We start from the raw sequence: 19,813 nt of genomic DNA, 5'->3' as shown, positions 1-19,813 counted from the left end.
CATCGCAGAGTGGCTATAAGAAGCAATAAGTGGTATCTGTGTTGGGGCGATGCTGTGGCTGTATCAGAACAAAAAACGTAGAGAGGGCTGATAGTTTAGGTTATAGCTCTTTTACTGGTAGAGGCAGATGTCTATACTTATCGTTTTTCCTTACTCTCGGAACATGAGGTCGTCATTGTCATCTTTTTTGTCTGATTTTCCGACATATATTAAATTCTTTATCGGACTTTTTGCACTGGTTAACCCAGTGGGGATCATTCCGGTCTTTATTAGTCTGACCAGTAGTCAGGGGCCGGCAGAGCGTCATAAGACCAACTTAACCGCTAACTTATCGGTGGCGATTATTTTGTGGGTCTCTCTTTTGTTGGGAGACAGCATTTTGGCGCTGTTCGGGATTTCGATTGATTCTTTCCGCATTGCGGGTGGGATCTTAGTCGTCACCATCGCCATGTCGATGATCAGCGGTAAAATCGGGGAAGATAAGCAGAATAAGCAGGAGAAAGCGGAAGCGGGTTCCCATGAAAACCTCGGGGTGGTGCCTTTGGCGCTGCCATTGATGGCAGGCCCAGGAGCTATTAGCTCAACAATTGTTTGGGGCACCCGTTACCATTCGCTGCTCAATATTTTCTGTTTTTCCGTGACTATCGCACTGTTTGCGGCCTGTTGCTGGTTACTGTTTCGTGCGGCCCCTGTGATGGCCCGCGTACTCGGCCAAACAGGCATTAACGTAATAACCCGTATTATGGGCTTATTGTTAATGGCCTTAGGTATTGAATTTGTTGTTACCGGTATTCGCGCGTTATTCCCTGGCTTGTCGGTTCTGCATTAACTTAATTCGTAACGATTTACGCCATCACCATAATGGAGCGCCATTATGGTGATGTTGCACCACTATGGCTCACCTTCATTCCTTTTAGTAATAATTGCCTACCTTTCATAAGTGTGTTTTCTGAACAATAGCGTCTGCTCGCTAAATAGATTTAGGAATAACATCGCTATCTGAGTTCCCCTACGGTATGTGAAACATACTTAGTAACATTTATTGGCATAGTTCATGCATAGGATAGTTTTTTATTGTGGAAATAATGTTTCTTCACTAATTATGTTTCAATTTGTGAAGTCATAGGTAAATCTACCATCAGTTACCGACTTTTATTTGTGCAATAAACTAAGTTTGTATAAAAAATAAACTACTAAAAGAGGGCAGCTGTAGGTAGCGGTTTTCATAGCTTGGCGACCCTTACACGCCGCACACACACATCACAACAATAATGGAGCCAGTTAAGATGCGAAATTCTCCAAACAAAAACATCCTTACTGCAGGTATTCTACTTGCCCTCAGTCAGATGGCGGTAGCGACAGCCCAGGCAGCAGATGTTCCTCAGGGAACGGTATTAGCCGCTAAACAAGAGATCATTCGAGGCAATGGCGGTGAGGTACAGTCACTGGATCCGCACAAAATTGAAGGCTCCCCAGAATCCTATGTCAGCTATGACCTCCTTGAGGGGCTGGCTATCGTTGATCCGCAAGGTAAAGTGGTACCCGGGGTTGCACAGAGCTGGGAAAATAAAGACGCTACAGTCTGGACCTTCCATCTGCGTAAAAATGCCTTATGGTCTAATGGCCAGCCGGTTACTGCCCAGGATTTCGTCTATAGCTGGCGTCGTCTGGTTAATCCTAAAACCGCATCGCCTTATGCCAGTTATCTTGCCTATGGTCATGTTGTAAACGTGGATGACATTGTCGCCGGCAAGAAAAGCCCTGATCAATTAGGGGTTAAAGCCCTGGATGATCATACCCTGCAAGTGACACTCAGCAAACCCGTACCATTCTTTGACCAATTACTGGTCTATCCAGCACTGTCGCCAGTCTACCCACCGGTGGTAGAGAAATACGGTGACCAATGGACATTGCCAAAGAACTGGGTCGGTAACGGTGCCTACACCTTGCAGGATCATATCGTCAACGAACGTATTGTGGTGGTGCGTAACCCGAAATACTGGAATAACGCAGCGACGGTTATCAATAAAGTGACTTTCCTGCCAATCGATTCTGAAGTGACGGACGTTAACCGTTTCTATTCAGACGGTGGCAGCGATATGTCTTATAACAACCTGCCGATTGAGCTGTTTCGCAAGTTGAAAAAAGACAACCCACAGGATTTACGGGTTACGCCTTATCTGTGTACCTATTTTTACGAGCTAAACAATAAAAAGCCGCCGTTTAATGATGCGCGGATCCGCACCGCATTCAAACTGGGTCTGGATCGCGATATTATCGTCAACAAAGTGTTGGCCCAGGGCCAAACGCCGGCCTACAGCTTGACTGACCCGGCGACCCATGGAATCGATGTGGCGAAGCCTGATTGGTATAAACTCACTCAGACACAGCGGAATGCGGAAGCGAAAAAGCTGCTGCAGGAAGCTGGCTATGGTCCTGATCATCCGCTGACCATTGAATTGTTGTACAACACCTCTGACCTCCATAAAAAACTGGCGATTGCTGCGGCCTCTATCTGGAAGAAGAACCTTGGGGTAAATGTTCAGCTGGTTAATCAGGAATGGAAAACCTACCTCGATTCTCGCCATCAGGGTACCTATCAGATGGCTCGTGCTGGTTGGTGCGGAGATTACAACGAACCCAGTGCTTTCTTGAACACCATGCAGACCGGCGACAGCAATAATACTGCTTTCTATAGCAGTGCGGCCTTTGATCAGGCCCTGAAAGATGCCTCCAACGCCACCGACAGTGGCCAGCGTGCTAGCGATTATCAGAAAGCGGAACAGATCCTGGATAAGGACTCTGCCATTGTTCCGGTGTTCTACTACGCCAGTACCCGCTTAGTGAAACCGTATGTGGGAGGCTTCACCGGTAACGATCCTCTCGACCATATCTACGATAAAAACTTATACATCATTAAGCATTAATTTTAACCGCAGCCGGTCAGCCAGGAGTGCTGACCGGTTTCACGGCAACGGCAGTGAAGCAATCAGGATAACGCCATGTTGAAATTTATCTTACGTCGTCTGGCAGAGGCGATCCCCACGCTATTAATCCTTATCACCATTTCCTTCTTTATGATGCGGCTGGCACCCGGCAGCCCGTTCACCGGTGAGCGTAATTTGCCACCGGAAGTGATGGCAAATATCGAAGCTCGCTATCACCTGAATGATCCCATCGGTAAACAGTATATCGATTACTTAATCCAGCTGGCTCACGGTAATTTTGGTCCGTCATTTAAATACAAAGATTTTACCGTCAACTATCTGATCGGCCAGGCTTTCCCTGTTTCGGCCTCTCTGGGACTGGCGGCATTTATCTTTGCGCTGGTTTTAGGTATCGGGGCAGGGATTATTGCGGCCCTCAGGCAGAATAGTTTCTGGGATTACGCTGTGATGGGGGTGGCGATGACCGGGGTAGTCATACCTTCATTCGTGGTCGCACCGTTACTGGTATTGATATTTGCCATCACCCTTAAGTGGCTGCCGGGGGGCGGTTGGAATGGCGGTCAGTGGCAATATGTGCTGCTGCCAATGGTGGCGCTGGCCTTAGCTTATATCGCCAGTATTGCGCGTATCATGCGCAGTTCAATGATCGAGGTTATGCATTCGGACTATATCCGCACTGCACGAGCGAAAGGGATGCCAATGAGCCGCATCGTATTTCGTCATGCACTACGTCCGGCATTGCTGCCAGTGATTTCTTATATGGGCCCTGCCTTCGTCGGCATTATTACCGGTTCTATGGTGATTGAATCGATCTTCGGATTACCAGGGATTGGCCAGTTATTCGTTAACGGCGCACTGAACCGTGATTATTCGCTGGTACTGAGTTTGACAATACTGGTCGGCGTGTTAACTATCGTCTTTAACGCCATCGTCGATATTCTGTATGCGGTTATCGACCCGAAAATTCGTTACTGATGGCGGGAACTTACCATGATTTTATTTAAAAGAAATAAGCAATATAGCCAGACATTAGTGGCTGACAATGTGATAGCTGGACGCAGTCTGTGGCAGGATGCTGGTCGTCGGTTTATCCATAACCGTGCGGCATTGGTCAGCTTGCTATTGTTATCACTGATTATCCTTTTTGTCGCCTTTGCACCTCTGTTATCGCCGTTTGCCTACGATGATACCGACTGGAATATGATGTCGGCGGCACCGGACTTGGCTTCTGGGCATTGGTTCGGCACAGATTCCTCAGGCCGCGATCTATTAGTACGTGTGGCCATTGGTGGGCGTATCTCGCTGATGGTGGGGATTGCCTCCGCCGCGATTGCAGTTGTGGTTGGCACCCTTTATGGGTCAGTAGCGGGCTATGTGGGCGGTAAAACCGATGCTTTTATGATGCGTCTGTTGGAGATCCTTAACTCTTTCCCCTTTATGTTTTTCGTCATCTTATTGGTGACCTTTTTTGGCCGTAATATCCTGCTGATTTTTGTTGCTATTGGGATGGTCTCTTGGCTGGACATGGCGCGTATTGTGCGCGGTCAAACCCTGGCCCTGAAAGGGAAAGAGTATATCGAAGCTGCCCGCGTGGCCGGAGTTTCTTCCACTGGGATCGTCACTCGTCATATCATTCCCAACGTGCTGGGAGTGGTAGTAGTCTATGCCTCACTACTGGTGCCTGGGATGATTTTGTTTGAATCTTTCCTCAGTTTCCTTGGCCTTGGGACCCAAGAACCGTTAAGCAGTTGGGGGGCATTGCTTAGTGACGGCGCCAACTCAATGGAAGTTTCCCCTTGGTTACTGTTGTTTCCTGCAAGTTTCCTGGTGGTGACACTGTTCTGTTTTAACTTTATCGGCGATGGCTTACGTGATGCCCTCGACCCGAAAGATCGCTAAGGAGCAGGCAATGACAGTTAAACAAGCCGGTATTGAACAGCCATTACTGACCGTGAAAGACCTGCGGGTCACCTTTTCTACCCATGATGGTGAAGTGACCGCAGTGAATAACCTCAATTTTACCCTCAATGAAGGGGAAACGCTGGGGATCGTCGGCGAATCGGGATCGGGTAAATCACAGACAGCATTTGCACTGATGGGCTTACTGGCCCGCAACGGGAAAGTGAGTGGCTCTGCCAACTTTAAAGGGCAGGAACTGCTTAATCTGCCAGAGAAACGGCTTAACGCGCTGCGTGCTGGGCAAATTGGCATGATTTTCCAAGACCCAATGACCTCGCTTAACCCTTATATGAAAGTGGGTGATCAGTTAACCGAAGTCCTACGCCTGCATAAAGGCATGAGTCGCAACGAAGCCATTGAAGAGTGTGTCAGGATGTTAGACGCGGTTAAAATCCCAGCCCCCCGTCAGCGAATGAAAATGTACCCCCATGAGTTTTCTGGGGGTATGCGCCAGCGAGTGATGATTGCGATGGCATTGCTGTGTCAGCCACGGTTATTGATTGCCGACGAGCCGACCACCGCCCTGGATGTCACCGTTCAGGCACAGATTATGAAGCTGTTAAATGAACTTAAATGTGAGTTCTCAACCTCCATTATTCTGATCACCCATGACCTTGGGGTGGTGGCCGGAGGCTGTGACAAAGTGCTGGTGATGTACGGTGGACGGACTATGGAGTATGCGACCGCAGATCAATTATTCACTGATCCTACCCATCCTTATACTCGTGGCCTGTTAAAAGCCGTACCGCGCCTTGATAGCAAAGACGACGAACTGCGGACGATACCCGGTAACCCGCCAAACTTGCTGAATTTACCCGCTGGATGCCCGTTCCGGCCGAGATGTCAGTACGCTATACCGCTGTGTGAAACCTCACCACAGCCTTTGATAAGCACCGGAGGCCGTATCCGTGCCTGCCATAGACCGGTGGAGGAGCTACAATGATTAATCCCACTCAGCCTAAGGGGCCTTTACTACTGGATGTCACAAACCTCAAGGTGTGGTTTGATATCCGTCAGAAGAAGCAGTGGTTTTGGCAGCCTACCCAGAGCCTGAAAGCGGTAGATGGGGTCAGTTTTCAATTACGCCAAGGAGAAACATTGGGTGTGGTCGGTGAGTCCGGTTGTGGAAAATCGACCTTGGCACGCGCTATTATTGGTCTAGTGGAAGCCAGTGAAGGCAGTATCTGCTGGATGGGGAAAGAACTGGCGGGTAAAAGTCAGGCGGAGTGGCAGATAGCCCGTAACGACATCCAGATGATTTTCCAAGATCCGTTAGCCTCCTTGGATCCGCGTATGACCATTGGTGATATTATTGCCGAGCCTCTACGTAGCCAGCGACCGCGTCTTTCGCGGGAGCATATTCGGCAACGTGTCCGGGCGATGATGGAGAAAGTCGGGCTGCTGCCCAATATGATCAACCGCTATCCCCACGAGTTTTCTGGTGGACAGTGCCAGAGAATTGGTATCGCCCGAGCCCTGATTTTGGAACCGAAACTGGTGATCTGTGATGAGCCGGTGTCGGCCCTAGATGTGTCCATTCAGGCTCAGGTGGTCAATCTTCTTCGCCAGTTACAGCGGGAGATGGGGTTAGCACTGATTTTTATTGCCCACGACCTGGCGGTGGTAAAGCATATCTCTGATAAAGTGATGGTGATGTATCTGGGGCATGCGGTAGAAACCGGAGAGTATCAGCGAGTCTATAGCCAGCCAGCACACCCCTATACCCGAGCGTTAATGACGGCGGTGCCTTTGCCGGACCCGGTACTGGAGCGTAACAAAACGATTCAGTTATTGGAGGGGGAACTGCCGTCGCCGATTAACCCACCAAAAGGCTGTGTGTTTTCAACGCGCTGTCCGCTAGCAGATGAAGCTTGTCGCCAGCAACGTCCGCTCACAGAGGGACCAGACAGCCACAGTGTCGCCTGTCTGAAAACCGCAACAGTTTGATAGTAAAAAGCCGGGAATTTCCCGGTTTTTTTAACGAATGGTATTAAGGTTGAGTGGGCTATTCACGCCACAGAATATGGCACAGCTTATGGTCTTTTTCACGGCACAACAAAACCCGTGCAAAGATATCCGTGACAGGTTCACCATCAGCCTCACCCAGTCCAATCACGACCTCGGCAAAGAAATCTGGGTTTAAATCAAAATCCACATGTTCCTGCCAATCTTCCGCTGGGTCGAATAATTCCGCGCCACCACGTTCCTCGAACTGTAGATTAAATAGAATAATATCTGCGGGATCGAGGTTATCGCCGGCCAGTTCGAGGAAGATATCGTAGGCCTGCTCCAGGGTTTCATCTTCGGTCAGACGGTTGTTAAGATCCATGTCGATTCCGTACTCATAAAGTGTCAATATGCGGCCTTTTTACAGCAAAGGGCTGAAGAAGTAAAACAGTCGTTCGACAATCCGCCGCCAGTAAGGGCGCTTCGCCCATTCCGAGGCTTTCATGCGGGTTGAGCGCTCAATATAGTCCTGCTGAACACAGCCCATATCATTACCGAAATCTCCGTCATCAATCACTAAGGTTACTTCAAAATTCAGCCACAGGCTGCGCATATCGAGGTTAACCGTACCGACCAGGCACAGCTCGCCATCGACCAGTACGCTTTTGGTATGCAGCAAACCGTCGGAGAACTGATAAATCTTGACCCCAGCATCGAGTAATTCAGTAAAGAACGCGCGGCTAGCCCAATCCACCAGCATCGAATCATTTTTCTCAGGAACAATCAGACGAACATCGACACCGCGTAGAGCAGCAGTACAAATGGCATGTAGCAGATCATCGCTGGGAACAAAGTAGGGGGTGGTCATGGTTAGCTGTTCACGGGATGAGTAAATTGCCGTCAACAATGCCTGATGGATCATATCCTCCGGGAAGCCTGGTCCAGAGGCGATGACCTGGATGATATGCCCCTCGGCTTGCTCAAAAGGCATCACCGCCTGCTCCGGTTGAGGAGGAAGCAGACGTTTCCCAGTTTCAATTTCCCAGTCGCAGGAGTAGACGATTCCGAGGGTGATCGCCACCGGGCCTTCCATACGCGCCATCAGATCGACCCACTGACCAACCCCAGCCTCCTGCTTGAAATACTTTGGGTCTACCAGATTCATACTGCCGGTGTAAGCAATATAGTTATCGATTAGCACAATTTTGCGATGTTGACGCAGATCCATGCGGCGAAGAAATACCCTCAGTAGGTTAACTTGCAGGGACTCCACCAACTCGATACCCGCTTCACGAAAACGTTTTGGCCAAGCACTGCGGAAAAATTTACGGCTACCGGCAGAGTCGAGCATTAGACGACAATGGACGCCCCGCCGCGCCGCGGCGATGAAGGCTTCTGCGACGTCATCGGCTCGGCCGCCGGGCTGCCAGATGTAGAACACCATCTCGATATTGTTGCGAGCTTGGTGAATATCGTTAACCAGCGCAGCCATTACATCTTCGGGATAGGTCAGTAATTCAAGCTGATTACCGCGTACCCCGGCAATACCGTGGCGGTGTTCACATAACTGGAACAGTGCCCTGGCAACTTCACTGGAGCGGGTGGCAAACAGATGAGAGGACTTTCTGAGTTCAGCTAACCAGCGGGCGGTAGAAGGCCACATTGTCCGCGCGCGTTCAGCCCGGCGTTTGCCAAGATAGAGTTCACCGAAGCTGAGATAGGCGATAATACCCACCAGCGGCAGTATATAGATGATCAATAGCCACACCATTGAGGAGGAAACGGTTCGGCGTTTCATCAGGATCCTCAAGGTGACACCGGCAATTAGCAGCCAGTAGCCGAATAAGATCAGCCCATTAAGCAGGGAATAAAAAGTCGCCATTCAGTGGAAATCCGGTTCACGCTTTCATTCCGGAAGTGTACGTGCTGTTCGATTTTTGTAAAACCTTTTCTAATCAATCATTGGCAGTGAACGGTATCGGCGTATACTGCCAGTGAAACCTCAACCGGGAGCAGAGAATGAGAAAGAGCAGGAATGAAGTTGCCCGCTGGAGAATGGCACGTCAGAAAAATCGCCGTAAAGTTCGCTGGCTGGAAGGGCAGTCGCGTCGTTATAGCCGTATCCTGCTTATCCGCCATCGCCTCGCGCAGAAACAACGCGGGTCACTGCTGTTTAAACTGTCCGGACATGCCGCCCGGGTTACCCACACCTTCTGAGTTGTCTGTCTGACGGACCACTGAGTTAATTGGGCGCTTCCCCGGAACGCTCGAAATTATGCTAAAGTTACCGCGCACTGAATGAGGTAACTGATGAAATTTAAACAAGATCACCTGCTGATTGGCTTTCAGGGAACACCGGACAGAAAACTCTACTGGTCGTTTATTGGCTATGCATTGCTGACACTCTGTGTTGCTGCTTGGCTGGCGATCAATAGCCATAATCTTTCCAATCTCAGACCCTATTTTTACATCGTATTTTGTACGGCCATAATGATCGCTTGGTTTTTGGCAAAATCTTTTCATACCCAACCCTATGAAAAGTATGTCACCTTCTTCCGAGTAGGATTATTTATTTTGTTTAACTGTCAGTTGGCAGTACTGGCGGCAGGGTTAGAGTTATTGGCGATCAATCTGGTGGCATTGATTGTCTCGGTGCTGTTTGTCCCCGCGATGGCGCTGGTGATCTTGGCGTTCAACGACTTTATTTCCTTTATAAATTACAACTACAAATCCGCTGTAGACCTGTCGTTGACCGATGAGTTAACCGGGTTGCCTAACCGCCGAGCTCTGAATTTTATCCTCCGTGAAATGGAGAAAAAGGCTGCGACGGTCTGCATTATCGACATTGATTATTTTAAACGTATTAATGATACCTTCGGCCATGAAACCGGTGACAAAGTGCTGACCACCATAGGTCTCACCCTTAACCGTTTTATTGATCAAGAGTTGCTGGTGTCGCGTTCCGGCGGTGAAGAGTTTTGCATCATTATGTCGGAAAATGTTGATGTTGCGGGAAAGGTGCGCGAGATAGTCGACGCGCTCACCATGGACTATAACCAAGACATCAGTATTACGGTCAGTGCAGGGGTGGCAGTAAAACGTCGCACTGATAATTTTACCTTGGCGATGATTGCTGCTGATGAAGCGCTGTATCGCGCCAAGAGTGAAGGGCGAAATCAAGTGGTGTCCGCCGAGTCCGGACGCCTGAAACGTCATAAGTAATACGCATTTATCCGGCGTTCTGATAGGTTAATCATTCTGTATTACCTTTAACGGAGCCGTTATTGATGAGTATCAGTATCAGAACACCGCTTTTGCAGTCACTCCCTCTCAGTGCTATTGGCCAGACGCCTGTCTGGCTGAAAATGGAATCTTCCCAACCGACTGGCTCTTTTAAGCTACGAAGTGCAGAACATGCCTGCCGTTTTTATGCAGAGCGGGGAGCCATAGGTTTTGTGACTTCCTCTGGGGGAAATGCGGGTATCGCTGTGGCGCATAGCGGTCGTCAACTTGGGCTACCGGTGACAGTTGTGGTGCCTGAAACCACGCCGCTGCGCGCCCGTCAACTGATCGAACAAGAAGGTGCCACTCTGATTGTGGTGGGGAAGCAGTGGAGTGAAGCTAACGACTATGCCCTATCATTAACTTCTGACCAGATCATTTATATCCATCCTTTTGATGACCCATTGCTATGGGAAGGGATCAGTTCGCTGGTGGATGAGGTGATCGATGAAGGGGTAATTCCGGATGCGGTGATCCTGTCAGTAGGGGGCGGGAGTTTGCTGTCGGGCGTGGCGTTGGGGCTTGAAAGGCACGGGCTGAGTCATATCCCAATCTATGCGGTGGAAACCGAGGGTACAGCTTCTCTCAATGCGTCGCTGGATGCCGGTGAACGGGTCCGTCTGGATAAGGTCAGTGGCATTGCCACCACCCTTGCAGCTAGCCAAGTCTGTGAGAATGCCTATATGGTTGCCACTCAACTAAACGTAAAAGGGGTTCGTGTCACCGACGAGGAGGCTTTATTTGCCTGTCGACGCTTTCTGGATGATCACCGAGTATTAGTTGAACCAGCTTGTGGGGTATCGCTGTCGCTGATTTACGATCAAAAAATTCAGCTTGTAGACCGGCAGAATGTACTGGTTATTGTCTGTGGTGGTGCATCGGTCAGCCTACAAAGCCTGTTAGGCTGAAAAAACCTTCGAACACAGCAGTCACTATTGGCTGCTGCTTTGTTCTCACTTTCTTCGGTAGGCATCCCACAGGGCAACACGGAAGGCAAACCGTTTAATCACCGCAGGGGCCCAGCCACGGACAATGAGCATGGTGGTTTTCTGGATCATAGCACTGCCAAACGGGCGTTTTATGTCAGGTTTCCGGGACATCTGATATCCATTACAGCAACTGAGTGTCAGAGAGTAAAATACTCTTCTCTAAAAGCCAACAGATGACAGCGGTCAAAGGAAGATTCTGTGTGTGCTATGAAGGGAGCCCAAAATCTGCTATTCACTGGCGACGCTGTTTATCAGATATCAAGAAAATAGGGCTGTTGTTGATATGCAAGCGTTAGAAATAGAACGCGCGCTGCGGGAAGATCCTGAGCTGGCTGCCCGGCTTGGGCAAAATGACGACTTGCTCACACTTATACAGCAGACCTCCTCTCTCGACCCTTTACCCGATCCAGATATTATTACGGAGTCTGAGCGAGTATTGCATTGGTATTGGGAGTGCTGAACGGATTTGTCTCAATGGCAGATAAAGAGCAGGCATCTAGACACACTCCCCAGAATAATGCACTTACTGGTGAAATAGGGGGCCAATAGATAGAGTATTTTGGGCAGGGATGTGTCGTTAACACAGACTCTGAAGGCGGGCAAAAACATTTTGTGTACTTGTTTGCGTACTTATTATGGTAATTGCCCGAAACTCACCGACTAATTCATCATCATTACATGAGAATAGGGTTATCAAAATACCTGTTTGAAAGGTTTTACGCTGACTTGCTGATAAACCCCGGCGGCCACGTAGGGATCGTCGTTAGCCCAGGACTGAGCATCTTCCAGTGACGGAAATTCGGCGATAATGGTCGAACCGGTAAAACCGGCTGGGCCTGGATCGTTACTGTCTACTGCTGGTAGGGGACCTGCAATAATCAGTTTACCGTCATCTTTCAGTAACTGCAGACGTGCCAGATGCGCAGGTCTAACAGACAGTCTTTTTTCCAGTGAATCAGGGGTATCTTCAGCGTAAATGACGTATAGCACGTTGTTGATCTCTTACGACAGTAAATTGTAAGCCCAACGTTAAGCTAACTGCGCTTACAGTGCAAATAAAATGGCACTCTATGGTAGGGAATAGTTATTGAAACTGATTGCTATTTGCATTTAGAATGTTGTTTCCACTGAACTGGCCGATATTATGAGCATTTTGACTGAAGAACTCCCTAAACGTTTACCCATATCTATGCTGGTCTCTGTGGCGCTTCATGGCGCGGTGATTGCAGGATTATTATTTGCCTCCTTTCACCAAACCCTTAATGCGCCGTCACCGGAGTCGGCGATTAATGTCAGCCTAGTGGCGCCGGAAGTCCAGCCGATGGCAGCAAAAAGTCAGCCTCAGCCGGTGACCACGCCAGCAGAAACACCGCCGCCACCTACACCTGAACCCGCAGCGACTCCGGAGGTCAGTACTCCAAAGGAGCCAGTGGTAAACAAACCGGTAGCAGTAGAAAAGCCCTCTCCACGGCCGGTGGTCAAACCTCCTCGTCATGAAGTGAAGAAAGCTGAACCTAAACCGCAGCCGAAGGTACCACCAAAACCCCGGCCCGAGAAGGCCCGACCGCTGGAAAAGCCGCACACTGATAATCAGCCTGCAGCGGCGGCTGTGCAAACCAAAGAGGCAACCCAGACCCGTGCTCAAACGGCTCCGGCGCGCGCAGATACTCATCAACAGAGCCTGTCGCAGGGTAAACCTCAGGCACTCAGCTTAATGCGTCCGGCGTATCCGGCCCGCGCACTAGCTTTCCATCTTGAGGGGCGGGTTACGGTCCAGTTCGATGTCGACAGTGATGGCAGGGTGGTTAACGGACGAATTATAGATGCAGAACCGAAAAATATCTTTGACCGAGAGGTACGGCAGGCAATGAAGCGCTGGCGTTTTCAAAGTGGCAAACCCACCACCGGTATGACCATGAATGTGCTCTTTAAAATTGATGGTAGTTCATCGGTGGAGTAACAGCTGCTGTTAGGGGTAAAAAAGGGCTGATACTTGGTCAGCCCTAGCTTGCATTTGTTAAGGATAGTCTTTATTGGCAATATTCTCATCCAGTGGCCGTGATTTACCTGTCTCATCGACAGCCACATAGATAAACACAGCTTCAGTGGTACAGTAACTCTTACCGATTGGCTCTGAAGAAACCTTCTTGACCCACATTTCCACATTGATAGTGATTGAACTGTTACCGGTGCGGATACAGCGCGCATGGCAGCTGACCACATCACCAATAGCCACCGGCTTCATAAAGGTCATGCCATCGACCCTGACGGTGACGACGCGTCCATTAGCAATCTCTTTGGCCAAGATCGCACCACCCATATCCATCTGTGACATTAACCAGCCACCGAAAATATCACCGTTCGGATTGGTGTCTGCTGGCATTGCCAGGGTACGCAGGACCATCTCGCCTTGGGGGCGTCGTAGTATATCGCTCATAAAATTCTCGTTAATCGGTCAGTCTTATTTTTCTTCGCGGGGCAGGTAGCGCCAGATATAGATCCCGCTGAATAGCGTAAACAGCAATGTTAGGGCCGTCAGTCCAAACACTTTAAAGTTAACCCACACTGATTCTGGTAGCCAGAATGCCACGTAAATATTCACCAATCCGCAGATAAAGAAAAACAGTGCCCAGGCAACATTCAGTTTACACCATACCGCTGTAGGTAAGGTCAGTTCTTTACCCAGCATCGATTGAATAAAGGGTTTTTCCATCCACCATTGACTGAACATCAGCGCAGCAGCAAACAGCGTATAAATGACGGTGACTTTCCACTTAATAAACTCGTCGTTATGGAAAATCAGTGTTAGGGAGCCGAACACCGTCACCAATAGGAAGGTGATGATGGTCATTTTTTCGAGTTTACGATACAGCACCCAACTGATAACTAAGGCTACGGCAGTGGCAGCGATCAGGGCACCAGACGCGGCATAAATGTTATACATTTTGTAAACAATGAAAAAGACGACTAATGGTAAAAAATCCAGTAATTGTTTCATAACAGATCCACAGACACGGCTGACATCTCAGCCGTAAAAGTTAACGTAACAGCATAAATGCCCGGAACAGGTAGGTGATCAGCACGGCAGATAACAGATTACCCAGAGTGGTCACAATCAGCGAGGAGAAGGCAACCGGTAGACGAGTTAGTGAAGAGAGTACCATGATCAGCACGACTTTCCCCAGCAACCAGCAGATCACCGCCGGTGCCAATACTCGGATGTTTTTCCATCCTAGGCTGACACTCTGTTTCATGGTACCGATAATACCGCCCTGTTTTTGACTGAGCAGTACCGGGGAGAGTGAAAAAAGGATTGTGAGGATCACCCCAGGCACAATCAGCACCATAAAGCCCAGTTGAGCAATCAAGGTGACCAGGAAGGTTTGGATCAGTAATGAGGGTAGAAAACCGACAGCACCGCCGATAGCGGAGAGGGCACTCAAATGTTTTCCGGCACTGACAGCAGGCAGTAATACCAGCATTCCACCCAGCAGCAAGGTATTGCCAATCAGGGCTGACAGGGTGCCGACCGCTGAGCTGTGCAGTAATACTCTTTGCTGCTCCGGCGACATACTTTGGATCAGTTCAATCAAAGAGCCGGCATTATCACTGTTCTGGCTCAGCAGAGAGAGTTGGTCAGCGCCTGGTGCGAAGACAGTGCCTAGGATCACCGTAACAAAGGCACTGACCAGAGAGATCAGTACAATCGTCTTCGACTGATGACGCAAAAAATTTGCAGTATCACGGTATAGCGAACTGGCCGTGAGAGACATGAACACTCCTTGAGGAAACAAATGAATTAACCGAAGGATTGTACATGCTTCGGCTGCTTCGCGGCACCCCGGCTGACAACTCTTTGCATTTTTTACCCTTACGGACATCCCTTGGTTATTGCCCGCCTAGACAATTTTTCTGCCGAAAAGGTCGCTTTAATCGCGACTTAAAATTGATCTAAATCAAGACTTTGTTTTATCAAGGATTTTATGTGACAGAAACGCATGATTTTCTGTTTGATTCGCGTTAAACATAGGGCCACAGAAGACAGCAGCTCAAACTGTCCGTCATCAAAATGAAAAAAATTACGCGCGTCGAAGAGAGGAAGGATTATGAAACTGGCAAAAATGGGTCTATTAATTGCGGCACTTTTACCTGCGGTTGCGAGCGCACATCAGGCAGGGGATTTCTTTATCCGTGCGGGTAGCGCCACTGTTCGTCCGACCGGCGGCAGTGACAACGTATTGGGCTTGGGTGAATTTGATGTCAAAAACAATACTCAGCTGGGGTTAACCTTCACCTATATGGCAACCGATCATATCGGTGTTGAACTGCTGGCGGCCACGCCATTCCGTCATAAAGTCGCATTAGGGCCGACCGGCACTTTGGCAACTGTTCATCAGTTGCCACCGACCCTGATGGCGCAGTATTATTTCTTAGACAACAACTCAAAATTCCAGCCTTATGCTGGTGTGGGCCTGAACTACACCACTTTCTTCGATAACAAATTTAATGATACTGGTAAGGCTGCCGGTCTGAGTAACCTCAGTCTGAAAAACTCCTGGGGCGTTGCCGGTCAGGTAGGTATGGATTACCAACTGGACCAGCACTGGATGCTGAACGCCTCACTGTGGTATATGAATATCAAAACCAAAGTTCGCTTTAATGCAGGTGATCAGCGCGAGAGCATCAATACCAATATTAACCCATTTGTCTTCTTTATCGGTGCGGGCTACAGCTTCTGATAACATCCCTGTTGAAAAAAGGCCGCTACTGCGGCCTTTTTTCTTTGAAAACCGTAGTCATAAGCCATAAAAAAACCCGGCACATAGGCCGGGCGGTTATCCTCTAAGGATTATCGGATCTGCATATCGTTCACAACAGAGGTGACACCTGGTACCTGGCGGGCAACAGTGACCGCACGGCTGGCAACCTGAGGTGAAGAAACAAAACCGCTCAGCTGTACGCGGCCTTTGAAGGTTTCAACATTGATCTGAGTCGATTTAAGTTCTTTGGTACCGAGTAACTGCGCTTTCACCTTAGTGGTGATCACGGTGTCATCGATATAGCCGCCGGTCCCTTCTTTGGCCGGGCCAGGGGCACAGGCGCTGAGTGCCAGCGCTACAACAGAAGCCATTACTGCACCGGATAACGCTTTAACAAATTTCATATACTGCCTCCCTGTCTGATGATTTCAGTGACAATTATTGGCCACATTCAGCGTATCCGCAACTGTCACCTACTCTGATAATTATAAAAAAGCAGGCACCCTGAGGTGCCTGTAAGAACGGTGAATCAGTGATGGGTAGCCGCTTTCAATGATGCCGCGAATTCACGCAGGGTGGTCAGCATCAGGGTTGGATCATCAAGATGAGATTCAATAATCTTCACCACGGCAGAGCCGGAAATCGCCCCCGCAGCACCTGCGTCGATCACCGCTTTCACCTGACCAGGCTGCGAAATACCAAAGCCTTGGATTGGAGGCGCCGCATGGTACTCACTGAGTTTAGCAATCAGGTGCTCCAGTGGCGCAGAGTGGCTATTTTCCGCACCGGTGACACCGGCCCGGGACAACAAATAGGTATAGCCGCGACCGTGAGAAGCAATTTCCCGCAGTAACTCATCACTGGCATTTGGCGGGCAGATAAAGATAGGGGCCACGTTATGCCGCATCGCCGCCTGACGGAAGGGCAGAGACTCTTCCAAAGGCACATCCGCAACCAGAACAGAATCTACGCCTGCTTGTTCACAGCGTGCGTAGAACGCATCGAGACCGGGTCTAAATATCAAGTTGGCGTAGATCAGCAAGCCAATGGGTAATTGCGGATATTTTTGACGAACTTGGGCGATGATCTCAAAACACTTATCAGTATTCATGCCACCTTTCAGGGCTCGCAAGTTGGCGCTCTGGATGGTCGGGCCATCGGCTAGCGGGTCCGAAAACGGAAAGCCCAGTTCCAGTGCATCGGCACCACCTTCAACTAACGCATCAATGATCTGCAGCGACAGGTCGAAGGATGGGTCTCCTAGGGTGACGAAGGGCACAAATGCGCCTTCTTTTTGCCCTGCTAGACGTTTAAAAAGGTCAGAATAACGTTCCATCAAAACTCTCCACGCTGCTTCAGAATATCGTGCACGGTAAAAATGTCTTTATCCCCACGGCCGGACAGGTTGACCACCAGTAATTGCTCTTTATCTGGATTTTCACGGGCCATTTTTAAGGCGTGGGCCAAGGCATGAGAAGATTCCAATGCTGGGATAATCCCTTCATGACGGGACAGCGCTTTAAACGCATCAATGGCTTCATCATCGGTAACCGACACATATTCAGCACGACCAGTACTGTTTAACCACGCATGCTGCGGACCGACGGAGGGGAAATCCAATCCTGCAGAGACCGAATAAGACTCTTCAATCTGACCATCCTCGGTCTGCATCATCGGCGCCTTCATGCCGAAATAGATACCGGTATTGCCGTGTTTAAGTGGCGCGCCATGGTGGCCTGAATCAATACCTAAGCCAGCGGGTTCGACACCGATCAAGCCGACAGCGCTCTCATCGATAAAGTCAGCGAACATACCGATAGCGTTAGAACCGCCCCCGACACAGGCAATAACGGCATCCGGCAACCGGCCTTCCTGCTCGAGAATTTGAGCACGGGTCTCTTCGCCGATCATCCGTTGAAACTCGCGAACAATAGTCGGGAATGGGTGCGGGCCAGCAGCGGTACCCAACATATAGTGTGCAGTCTCATAGCTGCCTGACCAATCTCGCAACGCTTCATTACAGGCATCTTTCAGGGTCGCAGAGCCACTGTGAACCGGGATGACTTCGGCCCCCATTAAGCGCATGCGGAAAACGTTCGGCGACTGGCGTTCGACATCTTTAGCACCCATATAGATGCGGCATTTCATGCCTAGCAGAGCACAGGCCAATGCCGAAGCGACGCCGTGTTGACCCGCACCGGTTTCGGCGATGATCTCGTTTTTGCCCATGCGTTTTGCCAGCAGCGCCTGGCCCAGCACTTGGTTGGTTTTGTGTGCGCCGCCGTGGAGCAGATCTTCACGTTTTAGGTAAAGGCGGGTGTTGGTCCCGGCAGTCAGGTTACGACAGAGGGTCAGGGCGGTAGGACGGCCGGCATAATTTTTCAGCAGGTCGGTAAACTCAGCCTGAAACTCTGGATCACGCTGTGCGCTGACGAAAGCCTCTTCAAGCTGACTCAGTGCTGGCATCAGGATCTGTGGAACATACATTCCACCAAATTCGCCAAAATAAGGATTCAGTAAAGTCATAACGCTATTTCCTGTGTCGTCTGCATGACGCGTCTTAATTCAGTAAGCCCGTAACTGAGCAAAAATCTCTGCCAGTTTCTGTCCATCTTTGATCCCAGGCGCGCTTTCCGCGCCGGAGTTAATATCCAGGCCCGCACAGCCTAATCCAGCCGCATCGGTGCAGTTGGCCGCATTAACCCCACCGGCCAGCATCACATTGTGCAGGTCTTGCCCCTGTAACAGTGACCAGTCAAAGGTCTGCCCGCTCCCCCCCTGACCGTTATCAAACAGCCAGCGGTCAACATAAGGAATATCACGTGCTGGCAAGCTATCGGTGATACTGCAGGCTTTCCAGATAGCGACTGATTGAGGTAACAGGTGACGTAACGATTCGATATAGGCGGCATCTTCGTCACCGTGAAGCTGTACTGCTGCGAGACCAAGACCGCCAGCAACCGCTGCTACCTCGGCAGAGGCTGCGTTACGGAATACACCGACAAATTTCAACGGCGCGGCCTGCATCAGTTCTGCTGCCTGCTGTTCACTGACTTGGCGCGGAGAACCTTTGGCGAAGATCAAACCACCGTATACCGCACCTTGTTGATAGGCCGCTTTAACATCTTCATCCCGCGTCAGTCCGCAGACCTTATTATCGCCAATCAGCACTCGACGCACGGCCGCATTCAGATCCGGTTCGGCCATTAAGGACGATCCGATCAGAAAACCGTCGGCGTAGCGGCTAAGTTCGCGAATTTGAGCATAATCATAAATGCCGGACTCGCTGATAATGATTGTATCATCCGGCAATTGCGGTGCCAGTTGGCGGGTTTTCTCTAAATCAATCGACAAGTCACGCAGATCACGGTTATTAATCCCGGCGACCCGTGGTTTCAGCAGTTTTGCCCGCTCCAGCTCCTCCTGATTACTGACCTCAGTGAGGATTCCCATATTCAGAGAGTGTGCCACCTCAGCCAATGCCAAGTACTCAGCATCATTCAGTACTGACAGCATCAGCAGGATGGCATCGGCCTGATAATAACGGGCCAGATAAATCTGGTACGGGTCGATGATAAAATCTTTGCACAGCACCGGCTGGTGGATAGCAGCGCTCACTACCGGTAGAAAATCGAAGCTACCCTGAAAATACTTTTCGTCGGTCAATACCGACACCGCTGAGGCATAGTGATCGTAGTTCGCGGCAATAGCTGCAGGGTCGAAATCCTCGCGAATTAATCCCTTAGAGGGGGATGCCTTTTTGCATTCCAGGATAAAAGCGCTCTTATCGCGGGCTAAAGCTTGGTAGAAACTGCGGCTGGCAGGGACTAGCTGGTCGTGGAAGCTTTCCAGTGGCTGTTGTACTTTACGAGCGGCCACCCACAGTGCCTTATCGGCCACAATTTTCTCTAATACGGTACCCTTCATG

At 49.9% G+C, this 19,813-nt stretch carries 22 protein-coding genes; 11 read left to right on the top strand and 11 right to left on the bottom strand.

Annotated elements, in window-relative coordinates; all coding sequences use genetic code 11:
* Positions 1-175: 175 nt before the first annotated feature.
* The 6 genes from DW47_RS0106450 to oppF all read left to right on the top strand — a co-directional run bounded on the left by DW47_RS0106450 (position 176) and on the right by oppF (position 6,854).
* Positions 176-829 (top strand): YchE family NAAT transporter, encoded by a 654-nt coding sequence (locus DW47_RS0106450; RefSeq protein ID WP_241430694.1) that lies wholly within the window; start codon positions 176-178, stop codon positions 827-829.
* Between the two features lie 457 nt (positions 830-1,286).
* Entirely contained in the window at positions 1,287-2,927 is a 1,641-nt protein-coding gene (locus DW47_RS0106445; protein ID WP_029685579.1) for an ABC transporter substrate-binding protein, read from the top strand.
* Positions 2,928-3,002: 75 nt separating this feature from the next.
* The gene (oppB, locus tag DW47_RS0106440) at positions 3,003-3,923 is read left to right on the top strand and encodes an oligopeptide ABC transporter permease OppB (protein WP_029685578.1); all 921 of its coding nucleotides are present in this window, start codon (positions 3,003-3,005) and stop codon (positions 3,921-3,923) included.
* Positions 3,924-3,938: 15 nt separating this feature from the next.
* Complete coding sequence (gene oppC / locus DW47_RS0106435; protein WP_029685577.1) at positions 3,939-4,847, top strand: oligopeptide ABC transporter permease OppC; 909 nt, start codon at positions 3,939-3,941, stop codon at positions 4,845-4,847.
* 10 nt (positions 4,848-4,857) lie between these two features.
* Positions 4,858-5,850, top strand: a complete 993-nt coding sequence (gene oppD, locus DW47_RS0106430; RefSeq protein ID WP_029685576.1) for an oligopeptide ABC transporter ATP-binding protein OppD — start codon at positions 4,858-4,860, stop codon at positions 5,848-5,850.
* Complete coding sequence (gene oppF / locus DW47_RS0106425; RefSeq protein WP_029685575.1) at positions 5,847-6,854, top strand: murein tripeptide/oligopeptide ABC transporter ATP binding protein OppF; 1,008 nt, start codon at positions 5,847-5,849, stop codon at positions 6,852-6,854. The genes oppD and oppF overlap by 4 nt, the downstream gene beginning before the upstream one ends.
* Before the next feature lie 58 nt (positions 6,855-6,912).
* Here oppF and DW47_RS0106420 read toward each other — a convergent pair whose 3' ends face one another.
* Positions 6,913-7,242: an HI1450 family dsDNA-mimic protein gene (locus tag DW47_RS0106420; RefSeq protein ID WP_206537843.1), complete on the bottom strand. Its 330-nt coding sequence runs from the start codon at positions 7,240-7,242 to the stop codon at positions 6,913-6,915.
* A 33-nt stretch (positions 7,243-7,275) separates the two neighbouring features.
* Positions 7,276-8,736: a cardiolipin synthase gene (gene cls / locus DW47_RS0106415; RefSeq protein WP_029685573.1), complete on the bottom strand. Its 1,461-nt coding sequence runs from the start codon at positions 8,734-8,736 to the stop codon at positions 7,276-7,278.
* A gap of 137 nt (positions 8,737-8,873) precedes the next feature.
* Here cls and DW47_RS0106410 point away from each other — a divergent pair, with 137 nt between their 5' ends.
* The 3 genes from DW47_RS0106410 (at position 8,874) to DW47_RS0106400 (ending at position 11,044) form a co-directional block, all read left to right on the top strand.
* The gene (locus DW47_RS0106410) at positions 8,874-9,071 is read left to right on the top strand and encodes a YciY family protein (RefSeq protein WP_029685572.1); all 198 of its coding nucleotides are present in this window, start codon (positions 8,874-8,876) and stop codon (positions 9,069-9,071) included.
* A 93-nt stretch (positions 9,072-9,164) separates the two neighbouring features.
* On the top strand, positions 9,165-10,076 hold the full coding sequence (locus DW47_RS0106405; protein WP_029685571.1) for a GGDEF domain-containing protein: 912 nt from the start codon (positions 9,165-9,167) through the stop codon (positions 10,074-10,076).
* A 65-nt stretch (positions 10,077-10,141) separates the two neighbouring features.
* The gene (locus DW47_RS0106400; protein WP_029685570.1) at positions 10,142-11,044 is read left to right on the top strand and encodes a pyridoxal-phosphate dependent enzyme; all 903 of its coding nucleotides are present in this window, start codon (positions 10,142-10,144) and stop codon (positions 11,042-11,044) included.
* 45 nt (positions 11,045-11,089) lie between these two features.
* Here DW47_RS0106400 and DW47_RS17475 read toward each other — a convergent pair whose 3' ends face one another.
* Both DW47_RS17475 and DW47_RS0106390 read right to left on the bottom strand, forming a co-directional pair.
* A complete protein-coding gene (locus tag DW47_RS17475; RefSeq protein ID WP_161606692.1) occupies positions 11,090-11,236 on the bottom strand; it encodes a hypothetical protein in 147 nt (48 codons plus the stop codon).
* Between the two features lie 582 nt (positions 11,237-11,818).
* The gene (locus DW47_RS0106390; protein WP_029685569.1) at positions 11,819-12,115 is read right to left on the bottom strand and encodes a YciI family protein; all 297 of its coding nucleotides are present in this window, start codon (positions 12,113-12,115) and stop codon (positions 11,819-11,821) included.
* 154 nt (positions 12,116-12,269) lie between these two features.
* Here DW47_RS0106390 and DW47_RS0106385 point away from each other — a divergent pair, with 154 nt between their 5' ends.
* Positions 12,270-13,085: an energy transducer TonB gene (locus DW47_RS0106385; protein ID WP_029685568.1), complete on the top strand. Its 816-nt coding sequence runs from the start codon at positions 12,270-12,272 to the stop codon at positions 13,083-13,085.
* Positions 13,086-13,142: 57 nt separating this feature from the next.
* Here DW47_RS0106385 and yciA read toward each other — a convergent pair whose 3' ends face one another.
* Genes yciA through DW47_RS0106370 form a run of 3 tightly spaced genes read right to left on the bottom strand, consistent with a single transcriptional unit; the run spans position 13,143 to position 14,898 of the window.
* On the bottom strand, positions 13,143-13,562 hold the full coding sequence (gene yciA, locus DW47_RS0106380) for an acyl-CoA thioester hydrolase YciA (protein WP_029685567.1): 420 nt from the start codon (positions 13,560-13,562) through the stop codon (positions 13,143-13,145).
* Between the two features lie 24 nt (positions 13,563-13,586).
* The gene (locus DW47_RS0106375; protein ID WP_029685566.1) at positions 13,587-14,123 is read right to left on the bottom strand and encodes a septation protein A; all 537 of its coding nucleotides are present in this window, start codon (positions 14,121-14,123) and stop codon (positions 13,587-13,589) included.
* A 40-nt stretch (positions 14,124-14,163) separates the two neighbouring features.
* Complete coding sequence (locus tag DW47_RS0106370; RefSeq protein WP_029685565.1) at positions 14,164-14,898, bottom strand: YciC family protein; 735 nt, start codon at positions 14,896-14,898, stop codon at positions 14,164-14,166.
* Between the two features lie 333 nt (positions 14,899-15,231).
* On the opposite strand from DW47_RS0106370, the gene ompW reads away from it, so the two are divergent.
* The gene (gene ompW, locus DW47_RS0106365) at positions 15,232-15,864 is read left to right on the top strand and encodes an outer membrane protein OmpW (RefSeq protein WP_029685564.1); all 633 of its coding nucleotides are present in this window, start codon (positions 15,232-15,234) and stop codon (positions 15,862-15,864) included.
* Between the two features lie 110 nt (positions 15,865-15,974).
* On the opposite strand, the gene DW47_RS0106360 is transcribed toward ompW, so the two are convergent.
* The 4 genes from DW47_RS0106360 to trpCF form a co-directional block, all read right to left on the bottom strand.
* Entirely contained in the window at positions 15,975-16,289 is a 315-nt protein-coding gene (locus tag DW47_RS0106360; RefSeq protein ID WP_029685563.1) for a BON domain-containing protein, read from the bottom strand.
* A gap of 125 nt (positions 16,290-16,414) precedes the next feature.
* The gene (gene trpA / locus DW47_RS0106355) at positions 16,415-17,221 is read right to left on the bottom strand and encodes a tryptophan synthase subunit alpha (RefSeq protein WP_029685562.1); all 807 of its coding nucleotides are present in this window, start codon (positions 17,219-17,221) and stop codon (positions 16,415-16,417) included.
* Positions 17,221-18,411 carry a tryptophan synthase subunit beta gene (gene trpB / locus DW47_RS0106350; protein ID WP_029685561.1) on the bottom strand — a complete coding sequence of 397 codons (1,191 nt, stop codon included), beginning with the start codon at positions 18,409-18,411 and terminating at the stop codon, positions 17,221-17,223. Before trpB ends, trpA begins: the two co-directional genes overlap by 1 nt.
* A 39-nt stretch (positions 18,412-18,450) precedes the next feature.
* Complete coding sequence (gene trpCF / locus DW47_RS0106345; protein ID WP_029685560.1) at positions 18,451-19,812, bottom strand: bifunctional indole-3-glycerol-phosphate synthase TrpC/phosphoribosylanthranilate isomerase TrpF; 1,362 nt, start codon at positions 19,810-19,812, stop codon at positions 18,451-18,453.
* Position 19,813: the final 1 nt, after the last annotated feature.

Source organism: Tatumella saanichensis (assembly GCF_000439375.1).
GTDB classification, from domain to species: domain Bacteria; phylum Pseudomonadota; class Gammaproteobacteria; order Enterobacterales; family Enterobacteriaceae; genus Tatumella; species Tatumella saanichensis.
Note: the sequence above shows the minus strand (reverse complement) of the source record. Positions and strands in the feature narration are given on the sequence as shown.